Genomic DNA, 18443 nt, shown 5'->3' with positions numbered 1-18443 from the left:
CGGATCGGTGTGACGGGGCGCCCGGTCACGCGGTGCGCGGCGCGCGGTCCTTCACCGTCGATGCGTAGACGTCGTCGTACTGCTGCTCGCCGAGCCGCTGCAGGGCCACCATGATCTCGTCCGTGACGGAGCGCAGGATGTAGCGGTCGCCTTCCATGCCCTGGAACCGGCTGAAGTCCAGCGGCTCCCCGATGACCATGCCGACGCGTCCGATCCGCGGGATGGAACGGCCGATCGGCATGATCTCGCCCGTGTCGACCATGACCACGGGGATGACGGGGACACGGGCCTCGAGCGCCATGCGCGCCAGACCGGTGCGGCCCCGGTACAGCTTGCCGTCGGGGCTGCGCGTGCCCTCCGGGTAGATGCCCAGCAGGTCGCCCCGTCCGAGGACCTGCAGGCCGGTGTTCAGCGAGTCCTCGGAGGCCTTGCCGCCGGTGCGGTCGATCGGGATCTGGCCGGTCGCCTTCATGAACATCCGGGTGGCCCACCCCTTGAGGCCTTTGCCGGTGAAGTAGTCGCTCTTCGCAAGGAACGACATCGGGCGGTCGATCATGAGCGGCAGGAAGATCGAGTCGCTCACCGACAGGTGGTTGCTGGCGAGGATGGCGGCACCCGACGCCGGCACGTTGCTGCGGCCCACGATCCACGGCCGGAAGATCGCCTTGACGATCGGTCCGATCACGACGTACTTCATGAACCAGTAGAACATCGCTCAGCCCCGGATCCTGGCGAGATCGGCGACCCCGATGAGACCGGCGTCGTTGCCCAGGGTGGCGATGGCGAAGCCGGCCACGGGGCGCTCGCCGTACCCCGGCAGCGATGTCTCGTAGGCGAGGCGGACCGGCTCCAGAAGGCGCTCGCCGAGGTCGGCGACGCCGCCGCCGATGACGAACAGCTCGGGGTCGAGAACTGCCTGGAACTCCCCGCACGCCTCGCCCAGCGCCGTGGCCACCCGGCGGACGGCCTCGAGCGCTCCGGGATCGTCGGCCGCGACCAGTCGCGCCATGTCGGCGCCGTGCACGATGCCGCGCTCGTCCTGGGCGGCGGCGAGGGCCGCGCCGATGCCGCCCGCGTCGGCGATGTCGGCGATCTCTCGCTGCAGCGCGCGGCCGGAGGCGTACTGCTCGAGGCAGCCGTTCTGACCGCAGCCGCAGGGCCGACCGCCGCGGATGAACCGGATGTGGCCGAGCTCGCCGGCGATGCCGTTGCCGCCGACCAGCAGCCGGCCGTCGATGACGACCGCGCCTCCCACGCCGGTCCCGAGGGTCAGCATGACGAGGTTCGCGCAGCCGCGTCCGGCGCCGAAGCGGTACTCGCCCCAGCCGGCGGCGTTCGCGTCGTTCTCCAGGGTCACCGAGCGTCCGATGCGGGACTCCAGCTCGGCGCGCAGCGGCTCGTTGCGCCAGTCGATGTTGGGCGCGTGGATGATCACCGAGCGGGTGGCGTCGATGAAGCCGGCCGCGGCGACGCCCACGGTGCGCACGTCGTGCCGCGATGCCAGCTCCCGCACCATGTCGGCGACGGCGTCGGCGAGCTCGTCCGGGTTCTCGGGAGTGCTGACGCGCAGCTGCTCCACGATGGCGCCGTCCTCGGCGACGACTCCCCCGGCGATCTTCGTCCCGCCGATATCGATGCCGACGCTGTGCACGATGCTCCCTCCACGCCGGCGATCTGCGCACGGCATCCGCAGAAGTCTAGTGCGATGCTCTGCGGCGACGCGGGCCGGTGGACCGGGTATTGCCACCGGCTAGACTCAGTCCCATACCCGTCACTTCCGACGCTGTACCGGTACCGAAGGAGTTGCCGCCCATGAGCGCCGTCCAATTCGAAGTCCCTGCCGTGGTCCCCGCCGATCCGCAGGCCAATGTGAGCGATCTGCTCGTCGAACGCGTGAAGGCGACTCCGTCGCTCGCGCTCTTCGCCGTGCCCGACGGCCCCGACGGGGCGAGCTGGCGCGATATCACCGCTGCCGAGTTCCAGCGCGAGGTGATCGCGCTGGCGAAGGGCTTCGCGGCCGCCGGCATCCAGCCCGGGGACAAGGTGGGATTCATCGCGCGCACCACCTACGAGTGGACGCTGGTGGACTTCGCCCTCTTCTTCGCCGGGGCCGTGATGGTGCCGATCTACGAGACCAGCTCCGCCTCCCAGATCAGCTGGATCCTCTCGGACTCGGGGGCGATCGCCGTGATCGCGGAGTCCGAGGAGCACGCCTCCCGCATCGCCGAGATCCGCGGCGAGGTCCCCCTGGTCCGCGAGGTCTGGACGATGGCGTCCGGGGACCTCGACGATCTGCGCTCCCGGGGCGCGGAGGTCGCCGATGAGGAGATCGAGCGCCGTCGCAACCTCGCCGTGGGCGCCGACATCGCGACCCTTATCTACACCTCGGGATCGACCGGCCGGCCCAAGGGATGCGTGCTGACCCACAGCAACTTCGTGGAGCTGTCCCGCAACTCGGCCAAGGCGCTCTCGGAGGTCGTGACCACGCCCGGCGCCTCGACGCTGCTGTTCATCACCACGGCGCACGTCTTCGCCCGCTTCATCTCGATCCTCGACATCCACGCCGGGGTCAAGACCGGGCACCAGCCCGACACCAAGCAGCTGCTGCCGGCGCTGGGCTCGTTCCAGCCGACCTTCCTCCTCGCCGTCCCGCGCGTGTTCGAGAAGGTGTACAACTCGGCCGAGCAGAAGGCGGAGGCCGGCGGCAAGGGCAAGATCTTCCGCGCCGCCGCCCACACCGCGATCGAGCACTCCCGCCTGCTGCAGGAGGGCAAGAAGGTCCCCCTCGGCACGAGGATCAAGTTCGCCCTGTTCGACCGACTTGTCTACAGCAAGCTGCGCGCGGCGATGGGCGGCCGGGTCACGTACGCCGTCTCGGGCTCCGCGCCGCTCGGCGCCCGCCTCGGCCACTTCTTCCACAGCCTCGGCGTGACGATCCTCGAGGGCTACGGCCTCACCGAGACCACGGCACCGGCGACGGTCAATCTCGCGACGAAGTCGAAGATCGGCACCGTGGGTCCCGTCCTCCCCGGCGTCGGTGTGCGCCTCGCCGACGACGGCGAGATCGAGGTCCGCGGCATCAACGTCTTCAAGGAGTACTGGCGCAACCCCGAGGCGACCGCGGCGACCTTCGACGACGGCTGGTTCAAGACGGGCGACATCGGCTCGTTCGACGAGGAGGGCTTCCTCACGATCACCGGCCGCAAGAAGGAGATCATCGTGACGGCCGGCGGCAAGAACGTCGCGCCGGCCGCGCTGGAGGACCCGATCCGGGCCAACCCGATCGTCGGCCAGGTCGTGGTGGTGGGCGATCAGAAGCCGTTCATCTCCGCACTGGTCACACTGGACCCCGAGATGCTTCCCACGTGGCTGGCGAACAACGACCTGCCGGGCGACATGCCGCTGAAGGAGGCCGCCAAGAACGCCAAGGTGCGCGCGGAGGTCCAGCGGGCGATCGACATCGCCAACAAGGGCGTCTCGCGGGCGGAGTCCATTCGCAAGTTCGAGATCCTCGACTCGGAGTGGACGGAGGCCAGCGGCCACCTCACGCCGAAGATGAGCATCAAGCGCAACGTGATCCTCACGGACTTCGCCGCGCAGATCGATGACCTCTACGCGGTGCCGGTGACGACGACGAACGTCTCCCTGGGCTGACCGAGGGCGCGGGTCCGGCTGGTCAGAACCAGTCGGACTCGCGCACTTCCCGCATGGCGATGCGCCGGGTCGCGGGATCCAGCCGCTCCAGGTAGAGCATGCCGTCGAGGTGGTCGGTCTCGTGCTGCAGCGCCTGCGCGAACAGCCCGTCGCCCTCCAGGACGAGCTCGCGCCGTTCGAGGTCGACGCCCACGACCTTCGCGTGCGGATAGCGGACCGCGTCGTGCCACAGTCCCGGAACCGAGAGGCATCCCTCGCCCGTGGGCACCGGCTCGCCCGACAGCTCGACGATCCGCGGGTTGAGGACGTAGCCGATGTCGCCGTCGATGTTGTAGCTGAAGGCGCGCACTCCGACACCGATCTGGGGGGCGGCCACGCCCGCGCGACCGGGAAGCGCGACCGTGTCGAGCAGGTCCTGCACGAGGGCGCGCACACCCTCGTCGATGTCGCCGACGGGTGCTGCGGGGGCGCGGAGGACGGGGTCGCCGAAGAGGCGGATCGGACGGACGGCCATCAGACGGTGGCGAGGATCCGGAGACCCTCCACGACGGTCGCCGCCAGCTCGCGCGCGGCCTGGCGGGTGGCGGGCTGCAGCTCGCGGAAGGACACGGCGCTGCCGGCGGCCAGGTGCGGGTCGTACGGCATGCGGACGACGGTCCGCACGCGCGTGCGGAAGTGCGCCTCGAGCTCCGACGCGCGCACCAGAGGGGCTCCCGGGCGCGCGGTGTTGAGCACGACGACGGCGTTTCGCACCTGGTCCTCGAAGCCGTTGGTCTCGAGCCACGTGAGCGTCTCGGAGGCGAGGCGGGCCTCGTCCACGCTCAGGCCCGCGACGATCACCAGCACGTCGGCCAGTTCGAGGGTCGCCTCCATGACGGAGTGCACGATCCCGGTGCCCGTGTCGGTGAGCACGATCGAGTAGTAGTGCGCCGCGACCGAGGCGACGTCGTGGTAGTCGCGGTCGTTCAGGGCCTCGGACACGCGCGGGTCGGCGTCCGACGCCAGCACGTCCAGGCGGGTCTCGTCGCGGGCGACGATGGACGAAAGGTCGTTGAACCCGACGACGTCGCTGCGCACCCGGACGAGGTCGCGGACGGTCTTGCCGCTGGTCCTGCCGATGCGGTCGGCGAGCGTGCCGCGGTCCGGGTTCGCGTCGATGGCGATGATGCGGTCGTCGCGGGCGTCGGCCAGCGCCATGCCGAGCAGGGTCGACACCGTGGTCTTGCCCACGCCTCCCTTGCGCGAGAGCACGGGCACGAACTTCGCTCCTCCGCCGAGCGGTGCGGCGATGCGTCGATCGAGATCCTTGCGCGCACGCGCGCGCTTCCCGTCGCCGAGGTTGATACGGCGGCCCGACACGGCATACACGAAGTGCTGCCAGCCGCCTTCGGGCTCGGGCCGCACCACGTGCGCGGGGTCGAGCAGACGATCGGCGGTGAGCAGGTCGGAGCTCTCGCGCCCGGCCTCGAACTCGCCGAGCCGCCGCGACTGCAGCGGGACATCGGCGGTGCGGGGATGCACACGCTCGACCGCGTGCTTGGCGTCGTGCTCGTCGAGGTGGTGCGCCTCGCGCCGGGTCGCCGGCTGCGGCCCCGTCGCCACGGACTCGTCGACCACCAGCTCGGCGTCGATCGTGTTCTGGTCGCCCGCCGGGGCGTCGACGAGGAGGTCGTCGGCACCGAGGAGGTCGTCGTCGCCCAGCAGGTCGTCGTCGCCGTCGGCGAGCGTGGGGAGGTCGACGTCGACCTGCGCGGTCGAACCTCCGACCAGGCCGATGCCGGCGGTGTCGATGCTGCCCGCGGTCAGCACCCCGTTCTCGAGTTCGTCGGGCGTCTTGTCGTTGCGCTCAGGCGTCACTGCTGTTCACTCCAGGTGGTGTCCGGGCCGGGACGTGCGGATGCGCGCCACGGTCCAGAGTGCAAGGCTACTCGGAGGGCCTGATCACGAGCAAAAGATCGCCCGCCTCCACCTGCGCCGTGGCGGGGATGACCACCCGCTCGACGGTGCCGTCGACGGGTGCGGTGATGGCCGCCTCCATCTTCATGGCCTCGATCGATGCCACCGGCTGCCCGGCCGTGACCGTGTCCCCCACCGCCGCTTTCAGGGTGACGACGCCCGAGAACGGCGCCGCGACCTGTCCGGGACGGGAGGTGTCGGCCTTCTCGGCCTGGCGCGCCTCCACCGTGATGCTGCGGTCCCGCACGAAGACGGGGCGGAGCTGGCCGTTGAGCGTCGTCATCACCGTGCGCATGCCCTTGTCGTCGGCCTCGCCGATGGCCTCCAGCCCGACGTAGAGCTGCACGCCGCGCTCGATCTCGACGACGTGCTCCGTCCCCGGAGCGAGCCCGTACAGGTAGTCCGCCGTCTCCAGTGCGCTGAGGTCGCCGTAGGTCGAGCGGACCTCGCGGTAGACGCGGGTGGGCGCGGGGAAGAGCAGCTCGTTCAGCGTGGTGCGACGCGTCGCCGAATCCCCCGCGAGGGCCGCCTCGTCGGCCGCGGAGATCTCGGTGACCGCGATCTTCACCTCGCGCCCCCGGAGGACCTTGGTGCGGAAGGGCTCGGGCCAGCCGCCGGGGAGATCGCCGAGCTCGCCCGCCATGAATCCGACGACGGAGTCCGGCACGTCGTACTTCTCGGGGTTGGCGGCGAAATCGGCGGGGTCTGCCTTCACCGCTGCCAGGTGCAGCGCGAGGTCGCCCACGACCTTCGACGACGGCGTCACCTTCGGCACGCGACCGAGGATGTCGTTGGCCGCCGCGTACATGTCCTCGATGAGCTCGAAGTCGTCGGCGAGGCCCAGCGCGATCGCCTGCTGACGCAGGTTGGAGAGCTGGCCGCCGGGGATCTCGTGCGTGTAGACGCGACCGGTGGGTCCGGGCAGTCCGGACTCGAACGGACGGTACAGGTGGCGCATCGCCTCCCAGTAGGGCTCGAGGTCGGCGACGGCCGGAAGGCTGAGGCCCGTATCGCGCTCGGTGTGGGCCAGCGCGGCGACCAGGGCCGACAGCGAGGGCTGGCTCGTCGTGCCCGCCATCGGAGCGGCGGCGGCGTCGACGGCGTCGGCCCCCGCGGCGCTGGCGGCGAGCAGGGTCGCGAGCTGCCCGCCCGCGGTGTCGTGGGTGTGGACGTGGACCGGGAGGTCGAAGCGCTCGCGCAGGGCCGCGACGAGGCGCGACGCGGCCTCGGGGCGCAGCAGACCCGCCATGTCCTTGATCGCGAGGACATGGGCGCCGGCCTCGACGATCTGCTCCGCCAGTCGCAGGTAGTAGTCGAGCGTGTACAGGTCCTCGCCGGGATCGAGGAGGTCGCCGGTGTAGCACAAGGCCACCTCGGCCACGGAGGTGCCCGTCGCGAGCACCGCGTCGATGGCGGGACGCATCTGCGACACGTCGTTGAGAGCGTCGAAGATGCGGAAGATGTCGACCCCCGACGCCGCCGCCTCGTGCACGAACGCGTCGGTCACCGCCGTGGGGTACGGGGTGTAGCCGACGGTGTTGCGACCGCGCAGGAGCATCTGGATCGCGACGTTCGGGAGGGCTGAGCGGAGCGCGTCCAGGCGCTCCCAGGGGTCCTCGCCGAGGAAGCGGAGAGCCACGTCGTACGTCGCGCCGCCCCAGGCCTCCACCGAGAGCAGCTGCGGGGTGAGCCGCGCGACGTAGGGCGCGACAGTGGCGAGGTCGCGGGTGCGCACGCGCGTCGCCAGGAGCGACTGGTGCGCGTCGCGGAACGTCGTCTCGGTGACCGCCAGCGCCGTCTGCGCGCGGAGGGCGGCGGCGAATCCGGCGGGTCCGAGCTCCTGCAGGCGCTGGCGGGACCCGGCCGGCGGCTCGCCCGTCAGGGCGAGGGCCGGGAGCTTGGTGGCCGGCGCGATCGCGATGGGGTTCTCGCCGTGGGGCTTGTTGACCGTCACATCCGCCAGCCACGCCATGATCTTCGACCCGCGGTCCTTGGACTCGCGACCCCGGAGCAGCTGGGGCCGCTCGTCGATGAACGCGGTGCTCAGGTCGCCGGCGACGAAGGCGGGGTCGTCGAGGACCTGCTGCAGGAAGGGGATGTTGGTCGAGACGCCGCGGATGCGGAACTCCGCGAGCGCGCGCCGCGAGCGCACGACGGCGGCCTGGAAGTCGCGGCCCCGGCAGGTGAGCTTCGCGAGCATCGAGTCGAAGTGCGGACTCACCTGCGAGCCCGCCGCGGTGGTGCCGCCGTCGAGCCGGATGCCCGCGCCGCCGGGCGAGCGGTACGTCGTGATCTTCCCGGTGTCGGGGCGGAAGCCCTGCGTGGGGTCCTCGGTGGTGATGCGGCACTGCAGCGCCGCACCGCGCAGCCGGATCTGCTCCTGCCGCAGTCCGAGGTCGTCCAGGGTCTCCCCCGCGGCGATCCGCATCTGCGACTGCACGAGGTCGACGTCGGTGACCTCCTCGGTGACGGTGTGCTCGACCTGGATCCGCGGGTTCATCTCGATGAAGACGAACTCCCCGGTGCGCGGGCCGGCGGTCTCGAGCAGGAACTCCACGGTCCCCGCGTTCTGGTAGCCGATCGACTCGGCGAACGCCACGGCGTGGCCGTGGAGGGCGTGGCGGATCTCGTCGGACAGGTTGGGCGCGGGAGCGATCTCCACAACCTTCTGGTGGCGCCGCTGCACCGAGCAGTCGCGCTCGAACAGGTGCACGGTGTTGCCGGCGCCGTCGGCGAGGATCTGCACCTCGATGTGCCGGGGCCGCTGGACGGCCTGCTCGAGGAACACCCGTGCATCCCCGAACGCACTGTCGGCCTCGCGCATGGCCTCCGCGAGGGCGGGGGCGAGCTGCTCGGGCGTCTCCACGCGCCGCATCCCCCGGCCTCCGCCGCCCGCGACCGCCTTGACGAAGATGGGGAAGCCGATGTCGGCGGCCTGTGCGACCAGGACATCGACGTCGTCGGATGCCGGTGTCGAGCGCAGCACGGGCACGCCGGCGGCGATCGCGTGCTCCTTGGCCGTGACCTTGTTGCCGGCCATCTCCAGCACCCGCGAGGGCGGGCCGATGAAGGTGATCCCGGCGGCGGCAGCCTCGGCGGCGAGTTCCGGGTTCTCCGAGAGGAAGCCGTAGCCCGGGTAGATGGCGTCGGCCCCGCTCTCCTTCGCGACCCGGATGATCTCCGAGACGTCCAGGTACGCACGCACCGGGTGACCCTTCTGGCCGATCTCATACGCCTCGTCGGCCTTCAGCCGGTGCAGCGAGTAGCGGTCCTCGTAGGGGAACACGGCGACGGTCCTCGCCCCGAGCTCGAAGGCGGCACGGAAAGCGCGGATGGCGATCTCTCCGCGGTTCGCGACCAGGATCTTTCGGAACATGCTCACCTCACGTGGGATGACCGGGGCGTTCACACCATCGGACGCCCGATGCCAGCAGGCGCCGGAGTGCCTGAGTGTGCTCACAGCCTAGGGGAAGGTAACGTAGTGCCTCGTGCACGTACTCTCCGTCAGCTCCCTCAAGGGAGGGGTCGGCAAGACCACCGTGACCCTCGGACTCGCCTCAGCGGCGTTCGCCCGCGGCGTCCGGACTCTCGTCGTCGACCTCGACCCGCAGTCCGACGTGTCGACGGGGATGGACATCCAGGTCGCGGGCCGGCTCAACATCGCCGACGTCCTCGCGAACCCGAAGGAGAAGGTGGTCCGTCAGGCCATCACCTCCAGTGGCTGGGCCAAGGTGCACCCGGGGACCATCGATGTGATGATCGGCAGCCCGTCGGCCATCAACTTCGACGGACCGCACCCGAGCGTGCGCGACGTGTGGAAGCTCGAAGAGGCGCTGGCGACGATCGAGGCCGACTACGACCTCGTGCTCGTGGACTGCGCGCCCTCGCTGAATGCGCTCACGCGCACCGCATGGGCCGCCAGCGACCGCGTCATCGTGGTGACCGAGCCCGGCCTGTTCTCCGTGGCCGCGGCCGACCGCGCGCTCCGCGCGATCGAGGAGATCCGTCGCGGCCTCTCCCCCCGTCTGCAGCCGCTCGGCATCGTCGTGAACCGCGTGCGGCCGCAGTCGATCGAGCACCAGTTCCGCATCAAGGAGCTGCGCGACATGTTCGGGCCGCTCGTGCTCACTCCTCAGCTTCCGGAGCGCACCTCGCTGCAGCAGGCGCAGGGCGCTGCGAAGCCGCTCCACATCTGGCCGGGCGACTCCGCCCAGGAGCTGGCCGGCGACTTCGACGCGCTGCTGGACCGTGTCATGCGGACGGGCCGCATCATGACGGCCGGCGAAGCACGCGCCTGATCGACGGCATCGCCGTACGCGCGTCCGCGGACGCGCACCACCGTGCATGGGTCCGCGTCTGCAGCGCGGAGCGTGAGGCCGCTCAGGCGGAGCGGACGGCGCGGCGAGCGGCGAGCTCGTCGACGGGATCCGGCGCCTGCGGGTCGAAGTCGAGCAGCGTCGACTCGACCTCGTGGAGGACCTTGCCCACGGCGATGCCGAAGACGCCCTGACCGCGGCTGACGAGGTCGATCACCTCGTCGTTGGACGTGCACAGATAGACCGACGCACCGTCGCTCATGAGCGTGGTCCCGGCAAGATCGCGGATACCCGCCGCGCGCAGCTGATCGACGGCGGTGCGGATCTGCTGCAGCGAGATGCCGGTGTCGAGGAGGCGCTTCACGAGCTTGAGCACGAGGATGTCGCGGAAGCCGTAGAGACGCTGCGAACCCGAGCCGGAGGCTCCGCGCACCGTCGGCTCGACGAGCTCGGTACGTGCCCAGTAGTCCAGCTGGCGGTAGGTGATGCCCGCCGCGCGCGCGGCGACCGCACCGCGGTACCCGACCTCGTCGTCCATCTGCGGGAGGCCGTCGGTGAACAGCAGATCTGTCATGAACTGCGGCTCGCCGATCGCGTCATGCGCGGTCATTTCGCCTCCTACGGTCGGGTTGTCTTCTCCACGCTAGATGAGGGATGCCCACCCGGCAACGACATCGGGCCGTGTCGTCTCGGCGTGTCGCGCTGCCCGTCAGGGCGTCAGCCGCTCGAGCGCCGTCAGCACGATGCCGGCACGGAGCTCATCGAGACGCCGCACGAGCTCGGGAGCCAGCTCGTGCGCACGGCCGCGAGCGGCGGCATCCGACTTGCGCAGCAGGGGCGCCAGCGCGTTCTCGACGAGGGCGACGTCGCGCTCGGCCGCCTGCCGCAGCGTGCGGAGGTGACGGGGCTGGATGCCGTGCGCGTCGAGGGCGACGAGCGCCCGGAGCATCGTCAGCGCGCGGTCGTCGAACGTCTCGCCCGCCGGAAGGAGACCCGCGCTGATCGCGTCGTTGAGCAGGCTCGCCGACGCGCCCGACGCGGAGAGCATCTCGTCGCGGCGGTGACGGCGGGCGGTGTGCACGATCGATGCGGGCATGGCGCCCAGGTCGTGCGACGGGTCGTCGAGGTGCTCGCGGATGCGTGCCAGCGGGATGCCGTAGTCGCGCTGCATGGTGAGCGTCGTGCGGAGCCGCTCGACGTCCGTGGGCGAGAACTTGCGGTAGCCGGACTCCGTGCGCACCGGCGTGACGATCCCCTGCACCTCGAGGTAGCGGAGCTTGCTGGCGCTGAGAAGGGGGAACTCGGGGGTCAGTCGCGCGAGGACCTGACCGATGCTGAGGTGACCCGTGGACGTCGCGCGTCCACGGGGAGCTGCCGCCGGACTCACCCGGCCGACTCGCGATCGGCCGGCGAGGCGAAGAAGTTGAGGCGGAACTTGCCGATGCGAAGCTCCGCGCCGTTGGTGAGGGCGGCACGATCGACCCGCTCGCCGTTGACATAGGTGCCGTTGAGCGAGCGCTGATCGACGAGCTCGAACGCCGTGCCCGCGCGGGTGATCTCCGCGTGACGGCGCGAGACGGTGACGTCGTCGAAGAAGATGTCGGCCTCGGGATGGCGCCCGATCGTCGTCACGTCGTTGTCGAGCAGGTACCGTGCGCCGGCGGTGGGCCCCGAGCGCACCAGCAGCATCGCCGAGCGCGACGGCAGCGCAGAGATGGCTTCGAGCTCGACCTCGCTCAGATCACTGCCGAACGGGATGAAGGACAGATCGGAGTCGTGTCCGAAAGTCTGCGTCGTGTCCGACGAGGCGCGCTGAGGCGGCTCGGCTCCACGCCTGATCTCGTCGGGGCGACGGTTCTCGTCCACGATGTCCTCCTCCTCTTCACCCTAACGGATCGCGACCTCTGCGGAAGAGTCGATCCCAGGGTGGACCGCCGCGTCGCGGGCACGACTCGGGCGGATTGTTTCGCCCCGTTTCCTCGGCGGAGACGGAGCGGCGGGTGTCCGCCTAGCCTGTCGGAATCCGCGCTCTACGACAAGGAGTCATCGTGTCCGCCTCGCACAACCGCCTCACGCCCGCCCCGGTGCGTCAGGACGCGCCGTGCATGTGCGCCCGCGGCGGCGCGTGCTCCTCTTTCGCGCCGGGGCACGCCGTCCACCTGATCCAGGCGCGACTGGTCTCGGCGACGCCGGCGGAATGGGTCGATGCCATCGTCGCCGCCGTCGATCCCTCCGGGGCCGTCACGCTGCACGCACTGGAAGACGGCGACGTCGTCGACCTGTGGAGCGGCGCGGGCGCCGCTGAGGCGGCCTCGCCCGGGGAACCCGTCGCCTACCACCCGCGGTATCACGCGCTGAGCGTCGGCGGGCGCCTCTACAACGTGCTCGACCTGCCCTGAGACGGCAGGCCCGCACGAGCGGCGTGACTCACGCCATCGACATCGCCGACTTCAGCGCCATGCAGGCATCCATGCAGGCGCGGCACGCGTCGGCGCACATCTTGCACACCGGACTCATGTCGGCGTGCATCATGCACATGTCCATGCAGGTCTGACACATGGCGATGCAGGCGTCGAGCATCGACATCATCGATGCCGGCGTCATCCCCTGCATCCGCATGAGGGAGCGCATCATCGTGTTGCACATGTCGGCGCAGTTCATGCACGCGGGCGCGCAGTCCATGGGATGCCCGTCCATCATCTGCACGGAGCAGACCGTGCACGCCTGCTCGCACGCGGCGCACGCGTCCATGCAGGCCTGCGCCGCGGACTGCATGGCGGCCATCGCCGCCTCCGACAGGCCTTCCATCGACATCATGTCGTGGGACATGGCGTCCCTCATCATCGCGTCCACTCCGATACCCGCTCTCCGGCTGCGGCGGTCCGCCGCCCTGCCGCCCGATGGCAGTTCCGTCGCGGGTTCCGTCTGATCGCCATGGTAGGCCGACGGCCCGTCGCACAACAGGGATCGGTAGGCTCGATCGGGTGTCGTCACCACGGATCTCCACACGTCTGATCGCCGCGCTCGGAGTGCTCGCCGGTCTCCTGCTCGCCGGGAGCGCCTCTCCGGCCCTCGCCCACGACGAGCTGCTCGGCACCGACCCCGCCGAGGGCGCGGTGCTGGACGAGGCCCCCGAGGCGATCACCCTGACCTTCAGCGGCGTCCTCCTCGACGGCGACGGGGCCACGGAGATCGTCGTCACCGACGCCGCGGGCACCGACCTCACTGCCGGAGAGCCGGTCCTCGACGGCGTCCGGGCGACCCAGCCGCTCGACGGAGCCGCGTCGGGAACGATCGAGGTGGCCTGGCGGGTGGTCTCCAGCGACGGCCACCCGATCTCGGGCGAGTTCTCCTTCGCTGTCGGCGAGGCCTCGTCCCCGACGTCGGAGTCCCCCGCGCCCGGCGGTCCCGCGAGCCCCGGCGCGGGTGGAGAGCTCCTCCCGGTGTGGATCGGCGTCGGCGCGATCGTGGTCGTGGGAGCGGTCGTGACCGTCCTCCTCACGCGGAGACGTCCCTCCCACGAGGACTAGGCTGGAGACATGCCTCATTACAACGTCGTCGTCCTCGGTGCCGGCCCCGGTGGCTATGTCGCAGCGGTCCGCTCCGCGCAGCTCGGACTGTCCACCGCCATCATCGAAGAGAAGTACTGGGGAGGCGTCTGCCTCAACGTCGGCTGCATCCCCTCCAAGGCACTGCTGAAGAACGCCGAGATCGCCCACACCCTGAAGCACAAGGCCGAGTTCTTCGGCATCTCGGGTGAGTTCTCGCTGGACTTCGGGGTCGCCTGGGACCGCAGCCGCGACGTCGCCGACGGCCGCGTCAAGGGCATCCACTACCTGATGAAGAAGAACAAGGTCACGGAGTACGACGGCCGCGGCACCTTCACCGGCCCCAAGGCCATCTCGGTCGCCAAGAGCGACGGCCAGGTCGAGGAGGTCACCTTCGACAACGTGATCATCGCGACGGGCTCGACCGTCCGCCTGCTCCCCGGGGTCACCCTCAGCGAGAACGTCGTGACGTACGAGGAGCAGATCCTCTCGCGCGAGCTGCCGGGCTCGATCGTCATCGTGGGCGCCGGTGCGATCGGCATGGAGTTCGCCTACGTCATGTCGAACTACGGCGTGAAGGTGACGATCATCGAGTTCCTCGACCGCGCCCTGCCCAACGAGGACGCCGACGTCTCGAAGGAGATCGCACGGCAGTACAAGAACTACGGCATCGATCTGCTCGTGTCGACGAAGGTCGAGACGGTCGTCGACTCCGGCGACAAGGTCACCGTGACCTACACGGACAACAAGTCCGGTCAGCAGGGTTCGATCGAGGCCGACAAGGTGCTCATGTCGATCGGCTTCGCGCCGCGCGTCGAGGGATTCGGCCTGGAGAACACCGGGGTCGCCCTGACCGACCGCGGTGCGATCGAGATCGACGACTTCATGCGGACCAACGTCGAGGGCATCTACGCGATCGGCGACGTCACCGCGAAGCTCCAGCTCGCGCACGTCGCGGAGGCGCAGGGTGTCGTGGCGGCCGAGACGATCGGCGGCGCGGAGACGATGGCGCTGGGCGACTACAAGATGATGCCGCGTGCCACCTTCTGCTCGCCCCAGGTCGCCTCGTTCGGCTACACGGAGGCGCAGTACAAGGAGACGGGACGCGAGTACAAGGTCGCGACCTTCCCGTTCATGGCCAACGGCAAGGCCCACGGCCTGGGCGAGCCCGTCGGCTTCGTGAAGCTGATCGCCGACGCGGAGCACCTCGAACTCGTCGGCGGCCACCTCATCGGCCCCGATGTGTCGGAGCTCCTCCCCGAGCTCACCCTCGCGCAGAAGTGGGACCTGACGGCGCTCGAGCTGGCGCGCAACGTCCACACCCACCCGACGCTGTCGGAGGCGCTCCAGGAGGCGTTCCACGGCCTCGCGGGACACATGATCAACTTCTGATCCGCCCGCCGAGTTCCATTTGACTGCATAGGTCCACGGAGTACTCTGGACTTCCATCACTGACGCCGCCCCGCCGAAGCCGGGGGCGGCGTCAGTGCATGTGAGCCGGCGATCCCGGCAGGTCAGACCCCGAGGGCGCGACCCAGCTTGGAACCGGATGCCGAGGGCGACCCGCCGGCGGCCGCCACCAGGGCATCGGCCGCCGCGAAGAGCTCCTGCTGGGCCGCGGGGTCGGCCGGCGCCGCGGGGCCCAGTTCGAGCTCCCATTCGCGCCAGCGGGTCTCGATGCCGCGTCGCAGATCCATGGCGACCACCCGGTCGTCGACGAACTCGGCGACGAGCATCCCGTCCGCGTCGCGGAGCGCGTAGGCGGTGCGTTCGTTGCGGATGCGCGCGATCACCGAGACGGCGCCGATGTCGATGCCGGACAGGGCGGGATCGGACGCGAGCGCCGCGGCCACGGCGGGCGGGACGATCACGTCGTCGTCCACAGCATCCAGCGGCCAGCGCGCCTCGTGCTTGCCCTCGGCCGTCGCCCGCTTGATGTGCCAGCCCTCGTCCGGCCCGCCGACCCGGCGCCGCAGGGCGATGGCAGCGCGTCCGAGAGCACCGTCGCCGGTGTCGAGGTACCGTGCGTCGAGCGAGCGAGCCTCGGCGTCGCCGATCGTCACGACGCCCGGAAGTCTCGTCCAGTCAGGGAGCGACACGGCGTCGTCGGCGTCGTACTTGCGCTCGATCTCGATCGAGCGCTCGGCGCCGTCCGCCGTCACTCGTCGCGGCCGTCCGGATCGGGGTCGATGTCGTCCTGCGCCTCGAGATAGTGGAAGTCGGTCGACGTGGGACCGTCGCCCTCGCCGGTGTTCTCGGGCGCACCCTCGCGCTCGTACACGACCTGGGTCTCGCTGTAGGGCAGGATCAGCCGATCCTGGTCCGCATCGTCCAGCGGGATGACCTGGCCGTCGAGCGGTCCGCCGTGAAGTCGTGCAATAGCCATGATGTGCTCCTTGTCCCCGTCCGCTCCAGCCTAGTGCGGCGGTCGCGCGCCGCAGCGGACGTGGATCAGTGCGTCGGGAAGCCGAGGCTGATCTGACTCTCGCTCGCCTCGGGCCATCGTGTCGTGATCACCTTGCGACGCGTGTAGAACGAGAAGGCCTCGGGCCCGTACATGTGCGTGTCGCCGAACAGCGACTCCTTCCACCCGCCGAACGAGTAGGCGCCCACCGGCACGGGGATCGGCACGTTCACCCCCACCATCCCGACCTCGATGTCGTACCCGAACTGACGCGCGGTCTTGCCGTCGCGGGTGAACACTGCGGTGCCGTTCGCGTACCGGCTCGCGTTGATGAGGGCGACCGCTTCGTCGTAGTCGCGGACGCGGACGACCGAGAGCACGGGGCCGAAGATCTCCTCGTCGTACACGCGCATGCTCGGCGTCACCCGGTCGACGAGCGACGGCCCGATGAAGAAGCCCTCGTCGCCGGCGGGTCGGCGTCCGTCCACGACGAGGTCGGCCCCCTCCCCCTCGGCACCGGCGACGAACCCGGTCACCCGTTCGAGCGCCTCCCGCGTGATGAGAGGTCCCATCTCGGTGGTCGGGTCGGCCCCGTCTCCGACCACCAGCCCCGGCAGCCGGCGCGCGATCCGCTCGACGAGCGCGTCGCCGACTGCGCCGACCGCGACGACGACCGACACGGCCATGCACCGCTCGCCCGCGGAGCCGTAGGCGGCCGAGACGGCCGCGTCGGCGGCGGCCTCCAGGTCGGCGTCCGGCATGACGATCATGTGGTTCTTCGCTCCCCCGAGCGCCTGCACCCGCTTGCCCGCCGCTGCGGCCCGGGTGTAGACGTGGCGCGCGACCGGTGTCGAGCCGACGAACGAGACCGCCCGGATGATCGGGTCGTCCAGGATCGCGTCGACCGCCTCCTTGTCGCCGTGCACCACGTTGAGCACGCCGTCCGGCACCCCGGCCTCCCGGAAGGCGTCGGCGAGCCACACCGCCGCCGAGGGATCGCGCTCGCTGGGCTTGAGGATCACCGCGTTGCCCGCGGCGATCGCCGTCGTGACCATCCACAGCGGGACCATCGCGGGGAAGTTGAACGGGGTGATGCAGGCGACCACCCCGACCGGCTGACGCAGCTGATGCACGTCGAGTCCCGACGCGACCTGCTCCGAGTGGTCGCCCTTGAGGTGATGCATGAGGCCCGTGCAGAACTCGACGTTCTCGAGCCCGCGCGCGACCTCGCCGAGCGCATCTGCCACGGTCTTGCCGTGCTCGGCGGTGATGAGACGGGCGAGGTCCTCGGCGCGCGCGGAGACGATCTCGCGCAGCCGGAACATGATCTGCTGCCGGCGGGCGAGTCCCGTGTCGCGCCACCCGCGCTGCGCCTCGCGCGCGACCCGGGCGGCCTCGTGCACGAGTTCGGCCGAGGCGAGGGCGACCGCGCCCGTCTGCCGCCCGGTGGCGGGGTTGAACACCGGGCTCGTCCTCCCGTCGCCGGTCGTGCGGACACCGCCGATGACGTGCGGGACGGTGGTGGGGGGCGCGGTCGTGGCCGTGGTCATGCGGACTCCTCGGAAGCGGTGGCCGGAGCGGGGTCGAAACCGCGCAGCGTGCCGTCTGGTGATGGGAAGCGGGCGACGAGGGTGCAGTCCTTCGCGCCCCACCCCTCGTCGACGAGCTGATCGAGCTGTGCCAGCGCGAGCCGCGCCGCCGGCAGTCGCATGCCGGACGATTCGCCCGCGGCCACGGCCAGCGCGCAGTCCTTGCGGGCGAGGTCGACCGAGAAGGTGGCGTCGAAGTTGCGGTTCGCGGCCGCCGTGTCGACGACGCCCGGCACCGGGTACCAGGTGCGCACCGCCCACGAGGATCCGGACGATGCGCTCGCCACCTCCCAGAACGTGCGCGCGTCGAGCCCCAGTTCCTCGGCGAGCCGGGCGCCCTCGGCCATGGCCATCACGTTGATGAAGAGCATCATGTTGTTCGCCAGCTTGGCGGCGATGCCTGCGGTCGGCCCCCCGCAGGCGACGACGGCGCCCGCCATGGGGGCGACCAGCTCGGCCGCCCGCGCCACGGCCTCGGGCTCTCCCCCGAGCATGAACGTCAGCGTGTGGGCGGCGGCGCCCGCCGTACCGCCGGAGATCGGCGCGTCGACGAACGCCGCACCGCGGGCGAGCGCCTCGTCGTGGCACCAGCGCGAGGTCTCGACGTCGACGGTCGAGGTGTCCAGCAGCAGGGCGCGCGGCGCGGCGTGGGCCAGGATCCCGTCCGGCCCGCCGTAGACGGCACGGACGTGCTCGGGCCGCGGCAGGGACGTGAAGACGGCGTCGGCGCCGTCGACCGCGTCCGCGACGGCCGGGACGATCTCGACCCCCGCCGAGGCGGCGGACGCGGTGGCCGCCGGATCGACGTCCACCCCGCGGACGCGGTGGCCGGCCCGCACGAGGTGCCCGCTCATCGGGAGGCCCATGTGACCCAGTCCGATCCATGCGATCGTCGCCATCTCGGCCCCCTTCATCGCGAGCGCGTGTGAAGGCCACGGTACGCAGGCCCGGAGAGGTGATCAATGCACAGCGAGTG

At 70.7% G+C, this 18443-nt stretch carries 18 protein-coding genes; 5 read left to right on the top strand and 13 right to left on the bottom strand.

The window, feature by feature from the left end; genetic code table 11:
* Nucleotides 1-25 precede the first annotated feature (25 nt).
* Both QQZ13_RS12150 and QQZ13_RS12145 read right to left on the bottom strand, forming a co-directional pair.
* On the bottom strand, nucleotides 26-712 hold the full coding sequence (locus QQZ13_RS12150; protein ID WP_284529469.1) for a 1-acyl-sn-glycerol-3-phosphate acyltransferase: 687 nt from the start codon (nucleotides 710-712) through the stop codon (nucleotides 26-28).
* 3 nt (nucleotides 713-715) lie between these two features.
* Nucleotides 716-1651 (bottom strand): ROK family glucokinase, encoded by a 936-nt coding sequence (locus QQZ13_RS12145; protein ID WP_284529601.1) that lies wholly within the window; start codon nucleotides 1649-1651, stop codon nucleotides 716-718.
* 161 nt (nucleotides 1652-1812) lie between these two features.
* On the opposite strand from QQZ13_RS12145, the gene QQZ13_RS12140 reads away from it, so the two are divergent.
* Complete coding sequence (locus tag QQZ13_RS12140) at nucleotides 1813-3654, top strand: long-chain fatty acid--CoA ligase (protein ID WP_284529468.1); 1842 nt, start codon at nucleotides 1813-1815, stop codon at nucleotides 3652-3654.
* 22 nt (nucleotides 3655-3676) lie between these two features.
* On the opposite strand, the gene QQZ13_RS12135 is transcribed toward QQZ13_RS12140, so the two are convergent.
* The 3 genes from QQZ13_RS12135 to QQZ13_RS12125 all read right to left on the bottom strand — a co-directional run bounded on the left by QQZ13_RS12135 (nucleotide 3677) and on the right by QQZ13_RS12125 (nucleotide 8986).
* A complete protein-coding gene (locus tag QQZ13_RS12135; RefSeq protein WP_284529467.1) occupies nucleotides 3677-4168 on the bottom strand; it encodes a peptide deformylase in 492 nt (163 codons plus the stop codon).
* Complete coding sequence (locus tag QQZ13_RS12130; RefSeq protein ID WP_284529466.1) at nucleotides 4168-5511, bottom strand: MinD/ParA family protein; 1344 nt, start codon at nucleotides 5509-5511, stop codon at nucleotides 4168-4170. The genes QQZ13_RS12135 and QQZ13_RS12130 overlap by 1 nt, the downstream gene beginning before the upstream one ends.
* A gap of 67 nt (nucleotides 5512-5578) precedes the next feature.
* Complete coding sequence (locus tag QQZ13_RS12125; RefSeq protein WP_284529465.1) at nucleotides 5579-8986, bottom strand: pyruvate carboxylase; 3408 nt, start codon at nucleotides 8984-8986, stop codon at nucleotides 5579-5581.
* 112 nt (nucleotides 8987-9098) lie between these two features.
* On the opposite strand from QQZ13_RS12125, the gene QQZ13_RS12120 reads away from it, so the two are divergent.
* Nucleotides 9099-9908 (top strand): ParA family protein, encoded by an 810-nt coding sequence (locus QQZ13_RS12120; protein WP_284529463.1) that lies wholly within the window; start codon nucleotides 9099-9101, stop codon nucleotides 9906-9908.
* An 82-nt stretch (nucleotides 9909-9990) separates the two neighbouring features.
* On the opposite strand, the gene QQZ13_RS12115 is transcribed toward QQZ13_RS12120, so the two are convergent.
* From QQZ13_RS12115 to QQZ13_RS12105, 3 genes are all read right to left on the bottom strand, one after another.
* Nucleotides 9991-10536, bottom strand: a complete 546-nt coding sequence (locus tag QQZ13_RS12115; RefSeq protein WP_284529462.1) for a MerR family transcriptional regulator — start codon at nucleotides 10534-10536, stop codon at nucleotides 9991-9993.
* A 99-nt stretch (nucleotides 10537-10635) separates the two neighbouring features.
* Entirely contained in the window at nucleotides 10636-11313 is a 678-nt protein-coding gene (locus QQZ13_RS12110; RefSeq protein ID WP_284529460.1) for a MerR family transcriptional regulator, read from the bottom strand.
* The gene (locus QQZ13_RS12105) at nucleotides 11310-11792 is read right to left on the bottom strand and encodes an FHA domain-containing protein (protein ID WP_284529458.1); all 483 of its coding nucleotides are present in this window, start codon (nucleotides 11790-11792) and stop codon (nucleotides 11310-11312) included. Before QQZ13_RS12105 ends, QQZ13_RS12110 begins: the two co-directional genes overlap by 4 nt.
* 182 nt (nucleotides 11793-11974) lie before the next feature.
* On the opposite strand from QQZ13_RS12105, the gene QQZ13_RS12100 reads away from it, so the two are divergent.
* A complete protein-coding gene (locus QQZ13_RS12100; protein ID WP_284529457.1) occupies nucleotides 11975-12325 on the top strand; it encodes a hypothetical protein in 351 nt (116 codons plus the stop codon).
* Nucleotides 12326-12353: 28 nt separating this feature from the next.
* Here QQZ13_RS12100 and QQZ13_RS12095 read toward each other — a convergent pair whose 3' ends face one another.
* A complete protein-coding gene (locus tag QQZ13_RS12095) occupies nucleotides 12354-12920 on the bottom strand; it encodes a hypothetical protein (protein ID WP_284529455.1) in 567 nt (188 codons plus the stop codon).
* Between QQZ13_RS12095 and QQZ13_RS12090 the strand changes: the two genes are divergently transcribed.
* Together QQZ13_RS12090 and lpdA are read left to right on the top strand one after the other, a co-directional pair.
* Nucleotides 12911-13456 (top strand): copper resistance CopC family protein, encoded by a 546-nt coding sequence (locus QQZ13_RS12090; RefSeq protein WP_284529454.1) that lies wholly within the window; start codon nucleotides 12911-12913, stop codon nucleotides 13454-13456. The two genes, QQZ13_RS12095 and QQZ13_RS12090, sit on opposite strands and share 10 nt — an antisense overlap.
* Before the next feature lie 9 nt (nucleotides 13457-13465).
* Nucleotides 13466-14866 carry a dihydrolipoyl dehydrogenase gene (gene lpdA / locus QQZ13_RS12085; RefSeq protein ID WP_284529453.1) on the top strand — a complete coding sequence of 467 codons (1401 nt, stop codon included), beginning with the start codon at nucleotides 13466-13468 and terminating at the stop codon, nucleotides 14864-14866.
* A 122-nt stretch (nucleotides 14867-14988) separates the two neighbouring features.
* Here lpdA and QQZ13_RS12080 read toward each other — a convergent pair whose 3' ends face one another.
* The 4 genes from QQZ13_RS12080 to QQZ13_RS12065 form a co-directional block, all read right to left on the bottom strand.
* Complete coding sequence (locus tag QQZ13_RS12080) at nucleotides 14989-15636, bottom strand: CYTH domain-containing protein (protein WP_284529452.1); 648 nt, start codon at nucleotides 15634-15636, stop codon at nucleotides 14989-14991.
* Nucleotides 15633-15860, bottom strand: a complete 228-nt coding sequence (locus QQZ13_RS12075; protein ID WP_284529450.1) for a response regulator — start codon at nucleotides 15858-15860, stop codon at nucleotides 15633-15635. Before QQZ13_RS12075 ends, QQZ13_RS12080 begins: the two co-directional genes overlap by 4 nt.
* A gap of 65 nt (nucleotides 15861-15925) precedes the next feature.
* On the bottom strand, nucleotides 15926-17428 hold the full coding sequence (locus QQZ13_RS12070; protein ID WP_284529448.1) for a CoA-acylating methylmalonate-semialdehyde dehydrogenase: 1503 nt from the start codon (nucleotides 17426-17428) through the stop codon (nucleotides 15926-15928).
* Nucleotides 17425-18366 (bottom strand): NAD(P)-dependent oxidoreductase, encoded by a 942-nt coding sequence (locus tag QQZ13_RS12065; RefSeq protein WP_284529447.1) that lies wholly within the window; start codon nucleotides 18364-18366, stop codon nucleotides 17425-17427. Before QQZ13_RS12065 ends, QQZ13_RS12070 begins: the two co-directional genes overlap by 4 nt.
* Nucleotides 18367-18443: the final 77 nt, after the last annotated feature.

It is taken from the genome of Microbacterium sp. T2.11-28 (assembly GCF_950097975.1).
Taxonomy (GTDB): domain Bacteria; phylum Actinomycetota; class Actinomycetes; order Actinomycetales; family Microbacteriaceae; genus Microbacterium.
The sequence above is the reverse complement of the archived record's forward strand: the minus strand, read 5'-3'. Positions and strand labels throughout refer to the sequence as shown.

Excerpts from the sequence above, each read along its gene's own strand:
- QQZ13_RS12150 (WP_284529469.1), bottom strand. The coding sequence starts at position 712 with ATGTTCTACTGGTTCATGAAGTACGTCGTGATCGGACCGATCGTCAAG.
- QQZ13_RS12140 (WP_284529468.1), top strand. The coding sequence starts at position 1,813 with ATGAGCGCCGTCCAATTCGAAGTCCCTGCCGTGGTCCCCGCCGATCCG.
- QQZ13_RS12135 (WP_284529467.1), bottom strand. The coding sequence starts at position 4,168 with ATGGCCGTCCGTCCGATCCGCCTCTTCGGCGACCCCGTCCTCCGCGCC.
- QQZ13_RS12125 (WP_284529465.1), bottom strand. The coding sequence starts at position 8,986 with ATGTTCCGAAAGATCCTGGTCGCGAACCGCGGAGAGATCGCCATCCGC.
- QQZ13_RS12115 (WP_284529462.1), bottom strand. The coding sequence starts at position 10,536 with ATGACCGCGCATGACGCGATCGGCGAGCCGCAGTTCATGACAGATCTG.
- lpdA (WP_284529453.1), top strand. The coding sequence starts at position 13,466 with ATGCCTCATTACAACGTCGTCGTCCTCGGTGCCGGCCCCGGTGGCTAT.
- QQZ13_RS12075 (WP_284529450.1), bottom strand. The coding sequence starts at position 15,860 with ATGGCTATTGCACGACTTCACGGCGGACCGCTCGACGGCCAGGTCATC.
- QQZ13_RS12070 (WP_284529448.1), bottom strand. The coding sequence starts at position 17,428 with ATGACCACGGCCACGACCGCGCCCCCCACCACCGTCCCGCACGTCATC.
- QQZ13_RS12065 (WP_284529447.1), bottom strand. The coding sequence starts at position 18,366 with ATGGCGACGATCGCATGGATCGGACTGGGTCACATGGGCCTCCCGATG.